The 13,459-nt window shown below is 63.6% G+C and carries 13 protein-coding genes; 2 read left to right on the top strand and 11 right to left on the bottom strand.

Features of this window, described 5'->3' with window-relative positions:
- Position 1 precedes the first annotated feature (1 nt).
- Both PMO31116_RS10780 and PMO31116_RS10775 read right to left on the bottom strand, forming a co-directional pair.
- Positions 2–499, bottom strand: a complete 498-nt coding sequence (locus tag PMO31116_RS10780) for a hypothetical protein (RefSeq protein WP_150566719.1) — start codon at positions 497–499, stop codon at positions 2–4.
- Between the two features lie 44 nt (positions 500–543).
- Positions 544–1,422, bottom strand: coding sequence for a winged helix-turn-helix domain-containing protein (locus PMO31116_RS10775; RefSeq protein WP_150566718.1), 879 nt, complete (start codon positions 1,420–1,422; stop codon positions 544–546).
- Positions 1,423–1,854: 432 nt separating this feature from the next.
- Between PMO31116_RS10775 and PMO31116_RS10770 the strand changes: the two genes are divergently transcribed.
- Positions 1,855–2,643 (top strand): acyl-homoserine-lactone synthase, encoded by a 789-nt coding sequence (locus PMO31116_RS10770; protein ID WP_150566717.1) that lies wholly within the window; start codon positions 1,855–1,857, stop codon positions 2,641–2,643.
- Here the strand turns inward: PMO31116_RS10770 and PMO31116_RS10765 are convergent.
- The 9 genes from PMO31116_RS10765 to PMO31116_RS10725 all read right to left on the bottom strand — a co-directional run bounded on the left by PMO31116_RS10765 (position 2,630) and on the right by PMO31116_RS10725 (position 12,207).
- On the bottom strand, positions 2,630–3,343 hold the full coding sequence (locus tag PMO31116_RS10765) for an autoinducer binding domain-containing protein (protein ID WP_150566716.1): 714 nt from the start codon (positions 3,341–3,343) through the stop codon (positions 2,630–2,632). The two genes, PMO31116_RS10770 and PMO31116_RS10765, sit on opposite strands and share 14 nt — an antisense overlap.
- Positions 3,344–3,961: 618 nt before the next feature.
- On the bottom strand, positions 3,962–4,342 hold the full coding sequence (locus PMO31116_RS10760; protein WP_150566715.1) for a DUF1801 domain-containing protein: 381 nt from the start codon (positions 4,340–4,342) through the stop codon (positions 3,962–3,964).
- 315 nt (positions 4,343–4,657) lie between these two features.
- Complete coding sequence (locus PMO31116_RS10755; RefSeq protein WP_150566714.1) at positions 4,658–5,818, bottom strand: iron-containing alcohol dehydrogenase; 1,161 nt, start codon at positions 5,816–5,818, stop codon at positions 4,658–4,660.
- Positions 5,819–5,852: 34 nt separating this feature from the next.
- On the bottom strand, positions 5,853–6,494 hold the full coding sequence (locus PMO31116_RS10750; protein WP_150566713.1) for an ATP-binding cassette domain-containing protein: 642 nt from the start codon (positions 6,492–6,494) through the stop codon (positions 5,853–5,855).
- Positions 6,487–7,251, bottom strand: coding sequence for an ABC transporter ATP-binding protein (locus PMO31116_RS10745; protein WP_150566712.1), 765 nt, complete (start codon positions 7,249–7,251; stop codon positions 6,487–6,489). The genes PMO31116_RS10750 and PMO31116_RS10745 overlap by 8 nt, the downstream gene beginning before the upstream one ends.
- 10 nt (positions 7,252–7,261) lie before the next feature.
- Positions 7,262–8,281 carry a branched-chain amino acid ABC transporter permease gene (locus PMO31116_RS10740; protein ID WP_150566711.1) on the bottom strand — a complete coding sequence of 340 codons (1,020 nt, stop codon included), beginning with the start codon at positions 8,279–8,281 and terminating at the stop codon, positions 7,262–7,264.
- Complete coding sequence (locus tag PMO31116_RS10735; RefSeq protein WP_023594982.1) at positions 8,278–9,174, bottom strand: branched-chain amino acid ABC transporter permease; 897 nt, start codon at positions 9,172–9,174, stop codon at positions 8,278–8,280. The genes PMO31116_RS10740 and PMO31116_RS10735 overlap by 4 nt, the downstream gene beginning before the upstream one ends.
- 180 nt (positions 9,175–9,354) lie before the next feature.
- Positions 9,355–10,647 (bottom strand): ABC transporter substrate-binding protein, encoded by a 1,293-nt coding sequence (locus tag PMO31116_RS10730; RefSeq protein ID WP_246185242.1) that lies wholly within the window; start codon positions 10,645–10,647, stop codon positions 9,355–9,357.
- Positions 10,648–10,758: 111 nt separating this feature from the next.
- A complete protein-coding gene (locus PMO31116_RS10725; protein ID WP_150566710.1) occupies positions 10,759–12,207 on the bottom strand; it encodes an NAD-dependent succinate-semialdehyde dehydrogenase in 1,449 nt (482 codons plus the stop codon).
- Positions 12,208–12,449: 242 nt separating this feature from the next.
- Here PMO31116_RS10725 and PMO31116_RS10720 point away from each other — a divergent pair, with 242 nt between their 5' ends.
- Positions 12,450–13,280 (top strand): IclR family transcriptional regulator, encoded by an 831-nt coding sequence (locus PMO31116_RS10720; protein ID WP_150566709.1) that lies wholly within the window; start codon positions 12,450–12,452, stop codon positions 13,278–13,280.
- Positions 13,281–13,459 lie beyond the last annotated feature (179 nt).

The raw sequence follows: 13,459 nt of genomic DNA, 5'->3' as shown, positions 1-13,459 counted from the left end.
TCTAGCGAGCGCGCCCGGCGTTCGGCGCCGGCGCGCAATACACGCGCGGCTGATCGTTGTAGCCGACGCTCGCGCCGTCTCCCACGCGCATCGCCTGAAAATAATCGATGTGGCCCGGCTGAAAACCGCGATACACGAATCGATAGGCGACGTCGTCCGGGGTGTCGTCGTTCGGCAACCGGCTCGCACGAAGCGTTTTCACGCGCAACCAGTTCCTGAGCGCGAAGTACTCGAACTCGCTCGCCCGGTGCACCACGCGCAACGCGTCGCCCTGTCGCACCCGCCCGGTAAAGCGTGCCGTCCCCGTCCCGTCGCGATGATAATTCGACTCCATCGTGCCGAAGACCCGCACTCGCGTACCGTCGGAAGTCCGCGTGTCGAATTCGATGGTGGACAGACATTGCCATTCGACACGGCCATTCGGAATCAGCCACCACGCGGCAATCCACGGCAAGACGGCTGCGGCCGCGATGCCCAGCCACAGCGTTCGCCTGGACACGCGGCGACGCGCAGGTCGCGGTGGAGTGGATTCAATACGGGTCATCACGTCGCGTGGTCGATCAGCAGATAGGAAAGGCAATCGGAGTCAGCACGCCCGATTGGCTCGCGACACAAAAAGTAGCTGAACACGTCGAAGTTGCCCGCGCCGTTAATGTAGACATAGCGATCGCTCGCGTCGCCGATCGTGACCGGGGGCGTGCTCGCCAGCCGCGCGAGACGTTGCGTCACGAAATCCGTGTTCTCACGATAATCGGGAGCCACAAAAACACGGTTGCCCGGTGTGGCGTCGATCGGGGTCCATTGCGCGGACTTGGCGTTCGTGCGCACGTCGCCTCGCAGCGCCGGGATCGTCCATGCGGCCAGTACAGCGCTGATCACGGCCACGCTGACCCAGATGCCAACCGTCGGCCAAATCGAACCGCCAGGGACACGCATGGCAGTGCGGATCCCGTCGGCGGACGCAGGTGGTTTTTCGAAGCTAGAGGTTTCACTCGCATCGCGTGCACTTTGAGTGTTTTCCCAGTGAGTTATTGCATCTGAGCGGCCATTTTCGACAGTCATCGACGGAGGAGGGGGGGCCTCGACGAAAGGGCTCACGCGCGTCACGCCCGTCAGGCGGTAGCCGATTCGAGGCAGCGTTACGAGCAATCCCGGGTCTGCGCCAAGGTGTTGCAGCGCCCGACGGATACGAACGATCGATTGACTGAGGTTGTTGTCCGTGACCACGGCCCCGTATTGCTCCCAACCCTGGGCGAGCAGCGTGCGCTTCGTCACAATCTCGCCGTCGGCTTCCAGCAGCACCTGGAGGCAGCGGCCCGCGGTCGCACCGAGCGATACGCTCAGCGCATCGTCTCGCCGCGAGACGAGAGCGAAGGTGTCGGTATCGAAACCCGCGATGTCACCGATAAGAAACTTGACCATAAATCGTCGCGAAAGCGTGGGATACTCTGGCGCAGTGTTGAACGGGGGCGCGACAGTGCCCAGATCGTTCTGATGACGAGATTCGGCGTCTATCGCGTTGCAGCATGTTACTCCCTGAGCGGTTGCGCGGGGACGGGGCCGGGATCGCCAAGTGTGCGCCTTCGATCACCACGGCGACACTGTCAACATTGGCAGTCCTTGGTCACGGCCACCGTGAGAGTCTCGTCTGCCGTTCAACGTCGACATGTGCACTCGCCCAATGCCGGGGGGGGGCGAGCGCGAGCCCGTGGACGCCCTTGCCGAACCGCTCCGACGATGAGCGCTCCATGAATGAAGAACCTGTTGGCGAGCGCAACGTTGACCTGTCAACGTTGACAGTTTTCGCTGAATAATCGCGTGGATACGCTGCCTCCATCTACATGGAGGTATGCGATGAGAGTCGATGTTCTGCGAGGTGCCCAACTGATCCCGTCCACGCGTTCCGAGATTGCGCGCTTTCGCCACAGGGTGTTCGTCGAGAAACTTGGTTGGCATCTTCATGCCTCCCCTACGTGTCCTCGACCGAACGAGGGCGAGGAGTCCGACGAATACGATCATGACGATACCGTCTACGTCACATTGCGCGGCAGGGAAGACGCCATTGTGGGATGCGCGCGTTTATTGCCGGCGAAGAACCGGTATTTGCTCGGTGACCACTTCCGACACCTCGTTGACGACCTCAGGGCCGCCGTCGATGTTGGCGAAGCCGTCGAGGCAGCGACAAACGCGTCGGCGGGTGGGAACTACGGCTGCGCGAGTCACGTCGTTGACACGCCGGTGTGGGAGCTGTCTCGATTCGCGTGGGACCAGCCGGAACCGAACGCGCTCAACGGTGCCGGGCGCGAAGCCAGCCAGGGGGCGCATGAACTCCTGCGAGCTGCGGTGTTTACGGCACGGGCCCTTGGGGCGAGGCGTCTGATCGGAGTGACTTTCGTGAGCCTGGCACGCTTGTTCGTGCGCATCGGGGTGCCGACACACAAACTCGGTGCGGCCTATCGCATCGACGGGCGTTGGGTGGCTGCCTATCGCATCGACATCGATGCACAGACGCTGACGGCGCTCGGTCTCAAGGGGGCGGCGCCCGAAGCTTCGCACACGGCGCCGTGGGGGGCGCCGTGCGACGTGTCCGAGGTCATCCTGCCGGCGCCGGCTACGGCAAGCGAGTGCGTCAGCCCCACATGACCAGGCGAATCGCGCTTTGCACCTTGTTGCGGCAGCCCGTCTTGTCCAGGCAATTGCGGATGTGAAAGTTGACCGTGCGAGTGGAGATGCCGAGGATATCGCCGATCTCGTCGGCGGTTTTCCCCTCGGCCGTCCAAAGCAGAACTTCGCGTTCGCGTGCAGACAGCGAGTCGAAATCGAACGGTGGATGGAGTGGGCGCAGCAGCCGGCTCATCGACTCGTGCGTGTAGTTCGCAAGCACACCGACACCGACCCGAAGCGACTTCAATTCCACGTCGTTCAGCGCGTCGTGGCTTCGTCCGAAGCTCAATAGTCCGAACTCGCCGTGTGGCCCCCAACTGGAGCGGGCTACACCGTGCTTCAGGCCGAAGTCATGCGCGTCGCGCCAGAAGGCGTCGGCGGGGAGGAGCGTGGGGTCGCGCCACTTGATGAGGTACTGGCATTGCGTGCCGGCGTACACCGTCGGATCGACCGAGAGATAGCCTCGTTCGCCGTACCGTGCCATCCAGCCGGCGGGGTAGCTGTCAAACACGCGGACTTCCGACTGGGTGGCGCTGCGGGGATGTCGAAAGCCGTAAGAGCAATACTCGAAACCGATGCGCTGCGCGAACGCGTTCACGCGTGCAAAGAGCGTGTTCGCGTCATTGACCTCTCCGCAGTCGTCGCGAATCGTTTCCAGCAAATGCATCAGAGTGGGCATGATGCCTCCCGAAGGCGCGGGACGTTGAAGACACCGGGCGGCATGGTGCGCTTCGCCGCTCCGTCAGCTCCGTACGCGCGCACGACTTCGCCATGGCGATATCGGCCATGGAGCCCCGATGAAGGATGAAAGCGTCGGAATCGAAATTGAATGACTGCAACTGATGGTGAAGCTCACGCAGGCCGTCGAAGTTGCATGCCGTGACAATGCAAGAATTCAAAGCCTACGTACCGGAGTGGGTGACTTTAGTCACATGTAAAAAGCTGAAATGCTCGCTCCGATGCGCTGAAGAATATCAACCGGATTTTGGTATTTCAACGAATGCATCGAAAAATTCGGAAAACGAGACATTTAGATTTTCAAGATATTTTTTTGTTATTTCGATTCCATTGTAATCAGTGACTTACGGAATATTCGTTGCGCAGTCCAAGAGACATCTCCATGTCGGGAAGCACGTTCTCAGCGGACGATATGTATAAAAATTGGGTAAAAATTCCCCGGGAATTTTAAGTGGCTTATTAAAAGTTTCGAGAATTTTCTGATTTTCTTGGAATGGAATTTCTGTCGTTATTCGCCGTCGTGGCTTCGGATCAGCTTGGGGTAATTTTTTGATTGGGATCAGGATTGATTGGCCTTTATTGCGGCTCGAATGAGTTCGGAGAGTGCGTTTGCGTCGATGGGTGCGCCTTGATGGAAATCGATGGCGCGGCGGGTCTTGCCTTCGAGGCTGGCGTTGAAGAGGCTGGAGGGGTCGGGAAGGGAGGCGCCTTTGGGGAAGGTCAATTTGACGGAGGATTTATAGGTTTCGCCGGTGCAGAGGATGCCGTTGCAGGACCAGACGGGGACGCGCCATTTCCATTCCTCGACGATGTTGGGGGAGGTTTGGGTGATGATTTGTCGGAGGTGAGCGAGGGTGGTGCCGCGCCAGTCGTTCAGTTCGGCGATGCGGGCGTCGATGAGGGCGGCGGCTTCGGTGGGATCGGGAAAGGATGTCTTCATGTCGTGGTTTCCGGAGGTGACACGATAGAGGAAGCGACATTGTAGCGGGGCGATTGGCGCGCGGAGGGAATTGAGAAGGGGAGAGGAAAAAGGGGGGAGAGGAAAAAGGGGAAGAGGGGATGAGGGGAATGGGGGGGACAGCGGTTTTGGGGGGGAGGAAGGGGGAAGACGGACCGCGGTGCCTTTTCGAACCGAGTTGGGTTTATGTCTGAGGGGCGGAAAGGTGCCGTGGTCCGTCGGGGGGCGGGCAGTACCGGGGGGGGAGAGGAACTCGCCGGTACTGCGGATGCAACAAGAGTTAGCTGAAAAGCTGGGTCAAAAAGCGGCGCTGTAGATGGCGAGAGCGTCTGCTTCGGTGACTTCGCGGGGGTTATTGACGAGCAGGCGGGTTTGGCGCATGGCGTCGGAGGCCATGCGTGGGAGGTCGTCCTGCTTGACGCCGACTTCGCGAAGCGAGCGGGCGATGGCGGTGTCGACGATCATCGATTCGATGTGTTGGATGAGGGCTTCCGATTTTGCCTCATCGCTGCCGGAGGTTTGTGAGGGGAGGATGACGTCGGCGAGTTCGGCGTAGTGCTTGCTGGCGGCGGGCGCGTTGAAGCGCATGACGTGCGAGAGCACGAGTGCGTTCGACAGGCCGTGAGCCACGTGGAAGATACCGCCGATGGGATAGGCGAGCGCGTGCACGGCGGCCACGGGCGAGTTGGCGAATGATTGACCGGCGAACATTGCGCCGAGGAGCATGGCTTCGCGGGCGTGGCGATCGGCGCCGTCGCGACAGGCGGGTAGCAGATTGCGCGAGAGCAGTTCGAGCGCCTTGACCGCGAGCATGTCGGAGATTGGGTTCTTCAGGTGAGCGGACGTGTAAGCCTCGATCGCGTGGACCATTGCGTCGATGCCGGTTGCTGCGGTGGCGGCACGTGGCAGGCCGAGTGTGAGTTCTGCGTCGAGGATGGCCAGATCGGCGAAGAGTTGTGGGGCGACTACGCCCATCTTCGTCGTCTCGCCCGTCGTCACGATCGACACGGCGGTGACTTCCGATCCGGTGCCTGCTGTCGTGGGCATTTGCACCAGGGGTAGGCGCGAGCCCGTCACCTTCTTCACGCCGTACATTTCCTGGATAGACTGCGTGCCTGGCAGCAGCACGGCGAGCAGCTTCGCCACGTCCATCGACGAACCGCCGCCCAGGCCCAGGACGATTTCCGCGTCGGCCGCACGTGCGCGTTCGGCGGCTTCGAGCACGACATGTTCGGGCGGATCGGCGATCACGTCGTCGATCACCGAGACCTGCCAGTCGTGCTTTGCCAGGTCGGCGAGTGCGGGGGTCAGCAAACCGCTCTTGTGCAGAAAGCCGTCCGTGACCACGCACAGACGCCTGCCTGCCGGAAACTGCTCGCGCAGCAGTGCGCCCAGGCGTCGGGCCGCACCGAATTCCACCACGACGGTGGGGACCGTCTGGAAACGAAATGCATTCATGATCGATTTCCTCTTGAAACCTGTGAGTTGAAAGCTACGCGACCATCTGGCCGCGATCGATCCGGTAGACGTCATCGAGCACCGCGCCCGCATGCTGCAGATCCGCGCCCGACAGAATCACCGCGAGGCCTTCGCCGCGCATCTGGCCGATCACTTCGGCGATGCGTTTCGACAGCGCGGGCGCCACGCCTTCGAACGGTTCGTCGAGCATCAGCAGGCGCGAACTCGTCATCAGTGCGCGCCCGACGGCCACCAGTTTCTGCTGGCCTCCCGACAATTGCAAGGCGCGGCGCGGCGCCCATTCGCGGGCTTCGGGGATGATGCGATACACCTTGTCCAGACGCGCCTGCACGTCCTTGGCCTTCAGGGCCCAGGCCGGCACGCACAGGTTCTCTTCCACCGTCATGTCCGGAATCAGCCGGCGGTCCTCCGGCGCGTAGCCGATGCCGAGCGACGTGCGCTCGTGCGAAGGCGCCTTCGCCAGATTCACGCCGTCGAACGTCAGCGTGCCACCGTTCGCCTTCACCAGCCCCATGATCGCGCGCAGCGTCGTCGTCTTGCCCGCGCCGTTGCGGCCAATCAGGCCGACGATCGCGCCCTTCGGCACCGAGAATTGCACCCCGCGAAGAATGTCCGTCGCGCCGAAGCGCACATTCAGATTTCCGACTTCAAGCATGGGCCACCTCGCTCGCCATCCCGGCGGTGCCCGGCACCGCGGCCACCGTCTCGCCAATGATCAACTCGCGCACCTGCGCGTCGGCCAGCACCACATCCGGCGTGCCGTCGGCCAGAATGCGTCCGTCGCAAAACGCCAGCACGCGGTCGCTGTAGCGGCGCACGATCTCCATGTCGTGCTCCACGAACAACACCGTGATGCCCAGTCCGCGTGCGGCATCGAGCACGCGGTTCATCACGTCGAACTTCTCTTCGGCCGCCACGCCCGACGTCGGCTCGTCGAGCAACAGCACCTCCGGCTTGCAAACCATCGCGAGTGCGATGTCCAGCAGCTTGCGCACCCCCTCCGGCAGCGTGCCCGAGACCATGTCCGCAAACTCCAGTACGCCCAGTCGGGCCAGACTCTCGTTCGCCAGATCCGCCGGCAGCCCCGAGATCGCCAGCGCGATCTCGATGTTCTCGCGCGCCGTCTGCGAGCCGAACAACTGCGGAATCTGGAACGAACGGGCAATGCCCAGACCCGTGATCCTTCGCGGCGCCAGGCCCGTGATGCGCTTGCCGCGGAACACGATCTCGCCGCGATCCGGCTTGATGTAGCCGGTGAGCATGTTCACGAACGTCGTCTTGCCGGCACCGTTCGTGCCGATCAGCCCGACCACGCTCTGCGCGTCGATATTGACCGTGATGTCCCTGGCCGGCGTCACGCTGCCGAACGTCTTGTGCAGGCCCGTGGCCTCAATGATGTGATTCGATGCCATCTCCTGCCCCTTATGCGGCGTCGCCCGACGCCGCAGCCGTCTTCGTCTGTGCCGTGCGCGTCACCGGATGCCCGGCCGCCACCTTGCGACGCCCAAGCCCCAGGCTCGTCAACCCGCCCGGGAGGAACGCGATGATCGCCAGCATGATCGCGCCCATCACGATTTGCCACGTGTTCGGCGCAAAACGGTATGCCATCGCGCGGGCCACCTCCAGCAGCAGCGCGCCGATGAACGGCGAGAACGCAAAGCGTGTACCGGAAAGCACCGCAATGAAGACGAACTCGCCCGAGGTCGTCCAGAATGCCATGTCCGGATCGATGTGCCCGATGTTGAACGCCTGCAACGCCCCGCCAAGACCGGCCAGCGCCCCCGCGATCACATACGTCAGATGAATGTTCGCGCGTGCCGACGTGCCCAGATACTCCACGCGGATCTCGTTGTCCTTGATCGCGGGACCGAGCCGACCCGGCGTCGAGCGCATGTACACGGCAACCGCCATCACGCACACGATCGCGGCGATGAAGCCCACCGCGAACAGGTTCGTGCCCGTGAGCTGCCACGGCTCGGCGCTGCTGCCCAGCGTAGGCGCGTTCACGTTGAACCCGTCGCTGCCGCCGAGCTCGACGTTATTGAGGAGCAGCCCGTAGCAGATCATCGACAGCGCCAGCGTGAGCATCGCGAAGAAAATATCGCGATAGCGCGCGAGCAGGAAGCCGAGCACCAGTGCGAGCAACGCCGAGACGATCATCGAGATCGCGAGCAGCGCGAACAACTCCGTGAGGCCGTAATAGTTCATGCCAAGGCCAACACAGTACGCCCCGACCGCGAAGAAAAGCGCCTGCCCGAACGACGCCAGGCCCGTGCGCAGCAACAGCGCGAGACCCAGCGCCACGATCCCCTTGGACAAGGCCACCGACACCAGAAACTGCCATTGCGGCAGTGCAAGGCCCGCCGCACCGATCACGACGAAGCCGATCACCGCGAGCCACGTGCCGGGCGCGCGCAGTTGAGAACAGATTGCGGAACTCATATCTTGCGAGCCTCCAGCGGAGCGAAGATGCCTTTCGGGCGCACAGCCAGCACCAGCGCCATGACGATGTAAATGGAGAACAGCTCGCCTTGCGGCCAGTAATGCACCGCGCTCGCGCGCACCAACCCCACGAGTAGCGCGCCGAATGCCGCGCCCGGCAGCGAGCCCAGACCGCCAATGACGACCACGGCAAACGTGAGCACCACGATCTCGACGCCCATGCCGGGCGCCACCGACACCGTCGGCGCCGTCAACGCGCCGCCGATGGCCGCCAGCACTGCGCCGGCCATGAACGTGACCACGAAATAACGGCTAACGCGAATGCCCATTGCCTGGCTGACCTCACGATCGTGAATCACCGCGCGCAGCAAGCGACCGCTGCGCGTGAACTTCAGGAAAGCCGTCAGGCCCACACCGGCCACGAGCGCCACACCCACGATCAGGAAGTTGTAGTTGGGGTACGAAAGATCGCCCAGGTCGAAGTTGCCAAGGAAGCTGTACGGTTCCGAGACCGTGTACGGATCCACGCCCCACACAAGCTTGATCGCGTCTTCCATGATCAGGAAGAGCGCGTAAGTGACGAGCAGCAATACCACCGGGTCCTGTCCGTAGAAGCGCTTGAGGATGCCGCGCTCCATGATGAAACCGATGGCCCCGCCCGCGACGATGGCCGCCAGCACGAGCAACAGGTAGCTCACGTACAGATTGCCTCCACGGGCAACCCACGGGCCGATCAGCGTCACGCCGGCATACGCGCCGAGCGCGTACAGGCTGCCGTGCGCCATGTTCAAGATTTTGAGCACGCCGTAGACGAGGGTCAGTCCCAGGGCAACCAGGAACAGCCACGCGGCGTACATCACCCCGTCCACCAGGACGGCGTAGATCTGCGACATCTCGCATTCTCCTTGGAACGCAAAGCGGTGGGCGGAACCCCGTCCGCCCTACCGGCTTTGCGGATTCGACGCAAGGTCGATGACAGCTTTCGTGCACGGAGGACAGGCGGGGTCCTCCCGAACTTGCCGCCCTCGCCATGGCACGTCGGGTGCTCATGGCGAAGGCCACGTGCCCGCGGCTCAGCGCTTCAGGCCGCCCTTGATCCAGTCGGCCGACTTCACGCCCTCGGGCGGGGTCACTTCCGCGATCGAGTACTGCTTCACGTCCGTCACCGTGACCTTGCCGTTGACGTTCTTCACGACACCGAACGCGGTGCCCTGAGCGGCCTGGTGCCCCTTGCCCAGCGTGAGACCGATCTTGCCGGCCGGCGCATCGAAGCTGAGGTGCTCGAACGACGCGATGACCTGCTCCGGCGTGGGCTGCTTGCCGCCATTCGCGGCCTGCGCCTTCTCATAGGCCGCCTTGAGCGCGAGAATGCTCTGGTTCATCTTGTAAGACGGGTAGCTCGGCGTGTCGTTGAACTTCGCGCTGTAGGCGGCGCGCAGCCAGCGGTTCAGCGCGTTGTCCGGCGCGAACATGCCGTACATCCCGCGTGCGCCGATGATCACGCCGTCCGGCAGGCGCGTCTTGCCGTGGGTGGCCGTCTCGCCGGCAGTGAGCACCGTGAGCGACTTCTTGAACAGATCGCGCGGGCCGGCCTGCACCACCAGACCCTCCAGATCGCCACCCCAGAAGCTCGAGTGCAGCACGTCCGGGTGGGCGGCCAGCAGGCTCGAGATGCCGGCGTTGTATTGACCTGCGCCGAGTTGCGGCATTTGCGAGCTCACGGCCTTCGCGTTCGGCTTGAGCACCTTCAGCGTGCCCTCGAAGTCGGCCCAGGCATCCTGGCCCCAGGCGTAGTTCTGGTTGATGCCGGCGTACGTTTGCAGATCCGGCTTGCGCTCAGCCACGTAACGCGCCGCGCCCACGTTGTCCATCGTCGCGGTGGCAACCGGGCGGAAGACATACTTGAAGCTCGCGTCTTCGAACACGCGCGGCGTGCCGCAATCGAAGAACAGCGTGACCTTCTTCATTTCCTCGGCGACCGGGGCAATCGCCAGGCAATTGCCCGACGACGTATATCCGACCACATAGTCCACGCCCTGATTCAGCAGGTTGCGGTACTCGCTCACCTGCTTGCTCGTGCTGCCCGCTTCGTCGATGTAGACGAGCTCGATCGGCGCACCGCCGAACCCCTTCGTTGCGTAAGGCGCGGGCACCTTGCCGGCATTGAGCTCGGCGGCAGTGACTTCGGCGGCATTCTTGGCAGGCACGCCGAACGGGCCCGCCGCCGCGCCCGACATAAACGTGACGATACCGATCCTGATCGGCTTGGCATCGGCATGCGCCGTGGTGGCAACTGAGGCGATGGCGGCGCCAGCCGCCAGTGCGAGGGCGAGCGGCTTCATGCCGCGCTGGATTACGCGCTTCATACGGGTTTCCTTTGGTGGTATTGCGACTTGTCAGTCGATTCTTGGATTGACGGAGTTCTGGTGCCCCGGTGCGGTGTCGGGCCCGGCGTGAGAACGCTCAGGCCCCACACATCACACTTGCAGGCACAGGTACTTCAGTTCGAGGTATTCCTCGATGCCGTAGTGCGAGCCTTCGCGGCCCACCCCGGATTGCTTGATGCCGCCGAACGGCGCGACTTCATTCGAGATCAGGCCCGTGTTCAGGCCGACCATGCCGTACTCGAGCGCTTCGGCCGTGCGCCAGGCGCGCGCGATGTCGCGGGTGTACAGATACGCGGCGAGGCCGAATTCGGTGTCGTTCGCGAGTGCGATCGCATCGACGTCGCGAGTAAAGCGGAACAACGGCGCGACCGGCCCGAAAATCTCCTCGCGTGCCACGCGCATTTGCGAGGTGGCATCGGCGATCACGGTCGGGGCGTAGTACGTGCCGCCCAGCGCATGCGCATTGCCGCCTACGAGTACCCGGGCGCCGCGCGACTTGGCGTCTTCCACCAGCGTCACGACTTTCTCCACCGCCTTGCCTTCGATGAGCGGACCGATGACCACGCCGTCTTCCAGACCGTTGCCGACCTTCATCTCAGCCACGCGCGCGGCAAACTTCCCGGCGAAGGCGTCATAGATGCCGTCCTGGATATAGAAGCGGTTCGCGCACACGCAAGTCTGCCCGCCGTTGCGGTACTTCGCGGCGATCGCGCCCTCGACGGCCGCGTCGAGATCGGCGTCGTCGAACACGATGAACGGCGCGTTGCCGCCCAGCTCCAGCGACAGCCGTTTCACCGTCGGCGCGCATTGCGCCATCAGCAGGCGGCCCACGCCCGTCGAACCGGTGAACGAGAGCTTGCGTACCGTGGGGTGCGCGGTGAGCACTCCGCCCACGGCGCGCGCGTCGCCCGTGACGACCTGGAATACGCCCGCCGGGATGCCGGCGCGCTGCGCCAGCTCGGCCAGGGCAAAGGCCGACAGCGGTGTGAGCTCCGAGGGCTTGACCACGATGGCGCAGCCGGCGGCCAGCGCCGGCGCCACCTTGCGCGTAATCATTGCCGCCGGGAAATTCCAAGGCGTGATGGCCGCGCAAACGCCGACCGGTTGCTTGAGCGTGACCAGGCGCTTGTCGGCCGAGGGCGTGGCGAGCACGTCGCCGTCGACACGCTTGGCTTCTTCCGCAAACCACTCGATGAAGCTCGCCGCGTAGGCGATTTCTCCCCGCGCTTCGGCGAGCGGCTTGCCCTGTTCGCGCGTCATCAGATACGCCAGGTCCTCGGTGTTCGCCATCATCAGGTCGAACCAGCGGCGCAGCACGGCGGCGCGCTCCTTACCGGTGCGCACCGCCCACGCCTTCTGCGCGGCTTCGGCGGCCACCACGGCCCGCGTGGTTTCTTCCGCGCCGAGCTCAGGCACCTTGGCCAGCACTTCGCCCGTGGCCGGATCGATCACGTCGAACGTCCTGCCGCTGTCGGCGGCAATCCATTGGCCGTCGACCCAGGCAAGGGTCTTGAAAAGGGTGGGGTCTTTGAGTTGCATGGCTGGATTCGTGTGTTGGCGGAACGGCGCGCAGCAGTGTCTCGGGTTGTTGCTTGCCGTTCTATCTATTGAACGGTATTCTATGTATTGAATGTGATTCTACGTATTGAACGTTTTAGGTGCAACTAAGGGGTTTTCCTAGGGCGGGATGAGAATCACTTGCCCGTACCATGCTGGCGGCGTGGCCCGTCGTCGGGAGCGCCGAACCCACTCCCGAATTTTCCGAAGCCGATTCCCGATTCATGCCCAAGCGCAAACTCGACGTCCCCGCCAACGCCTCGTCATCCGCCACTGACGCCGAACCGCTCAAGACCACGGCGCCTGCCGTGGTGCGCGCCGTACACATCCTCGATGTGATTGCCGCGTCGTCCGAGCCGGTGGCGCTGGCCGATCTGGCGCGCGAGACGGGCGTGCCAAAGAGCACGCTTCATGGGCTGTGCGACACGCTGGTCAAACTGCGGCTGGTCAAGCGCCATGCCAACGGGGGCATGACGATGGGGTCATATGTGATGGGGTGGGCCAATGCCTTTCTCTCGCAGACCAATATCACCGAGGAGTTCCGCGCTGTCTGGGAGGCGTCGCGGGCGTTCGCGCAGGAAACCGTGACGCTGTCCGTGCTCGATGGCGCCGAGGTGATCTATCTCGCCTGTCATAACGGCAACCGCCCGCTGGGCGTGACGTTTCGCATCGGTATGCGCTTGCCGGCGCCATATACGGCCACCGGCAAGGCCATGCTCTCGACATTGCCGCCCGGCGAGGCGGCCGATCTGCTCGCCGGCGCCTGGCCCGCGCCGCTCACACGTGCGAGCGTGGCGACGTATCCGGCGTTGGCCGAGGAAATGGCACAGGTGCGCCGCGACGGGTACTCGATCGACAACGGACAGATGCGCGAAGGCATGATCTGCTTCGGCGCTCCGGTGTTCGACGCCAGCGGCGAGCGCGCAGTGGCTGGCCTCGCCGTGAGTTTCCTGACCAACGAGATCGACGCCGAGACCGGGCGCCGCATCGGGCGCCAGATGCGCGAGCTTGCCGATCAGCTTTCGGTCCGGCTGGGGGCGCCGGCCCGCCGATAAGGCACGTCAGCGCGACGTCAGCCGCGCGTCAGGCGGGCGTTGGCTGCCCGACAGCGCAGCGCCGCCACCGGATTGTTATCTTTGGCGGAACAGTCATGTTCAGTTATGCAGGCTATTCCCTAAGGGTTATCACTGGCATCATCTGGCCTTGACCGATGTCCAGACAAGCCAGAGGAAGC

The organism is Pandoraea morbifera, from assembly GCF_902459575.1.
Classification (GTDB): domain Bacteria; phylum Pseudomonadota; class Gammaproteobacteria; order Burkholderiales; family Burkholderiaceae; genus Pandoraea; species Pandoraea morbifera.
The sequence above is the reverse complement of the archived record's forward strand: the minus strand, read 5'-3'. Positions and strand labels throughout refer to the sequence as shown.

Excerpts from the sequence above, each read along its gene's own strand:
- PMO31116_RS10720 (WP_150566709.1), top strand. The coding sequence starts at position 12,450 with ATGCCCAAGCGCAAACTCGACGTCCCCGCCAACGCCTCGTCATCCGCC.
- PMO31116_RS10760 (WP_150566715.1), bottom strand. The coding sequence starts at position 4,342 with ATGAAGACATCCTTTCCCGATCCCACCGAAGCCGCCGCCCTCATCGAC.
- PMO31116_RS10775 (WP_150566718.1), bottom strand. The coding sequence starts at position 1,422 with ATGGTCAAGTTTCTTATCGGTGACATCGCGGGTTTCGATACCGACACC.
- PMO31116_RS10755 (WP_150566714.1), bottom strand. The coding sequence starts at position 5,818 with ATGAATGCATTTCGTTTCCAGACGGTCCCCACCGTCGTGGTGGAATTC.
- PMO31116_RS10765 (WP_150566716.1), bottom strand. The coding sequence starts at position 3,343 with ATGCCCACTCTGATGCATTTGCTGGAAACGATTCGCGACGACTGCGGA.
- PMO31116_RS10750 (WP_150566713.1), bottom strand. The coding sequence starts at position 6,494 with ATGCTTGAAGTCGGAAATCTGAATGTGCGCTTCGGCGCGACGGACATT.
- PMO31116_RS10745 (WP_150566712.1), bottom strand. The coding sequence starts at position 7,251 with ATGGCATCGAATCACATCATTGAGGCCACGGGCCTGCACAAGACGTTC.
- PMO31116_RS10730 (WP_246185242.1), bottom strand. The coding sequence starts at position 10,647 with ATGAAGCGCGTAATCCAGCGCGGCATGAAGCCGCTCGCCCTCGCACTG.
- PMO31116_RS10740 (WP_150566711.1), bottom strand. The coding sequence starts at position 8,281 with ATGAGTTCCGCAATCTGTTCTCAACTGCGCGCGCCCGGCACGTGGCTC.
- PMO31116_RS10735 (WP_023594982.1), bottom strand. The coding sequence starts at position 9,174 with ATGTCGCAGATCTACGCCGTCCTGGTGGACGGGGTGATGTACGCCGCG.
- PMO31116_RS10725 (WP_150566710.1), bottom strand. The coding sequence starts at position 12,207 with ATGCAACTCAAAGACCCCACCCTTTTCAAGACCCTTGCCTGGGTCGAC.
- PMO31116_RS10770 (WP_150566717.1), top strand. The coding sequence starts at position 1,855 with ATGAGAGTCGATGTTCTGCGAGGTGCCCAACTGATCCCGTCCACGCGT.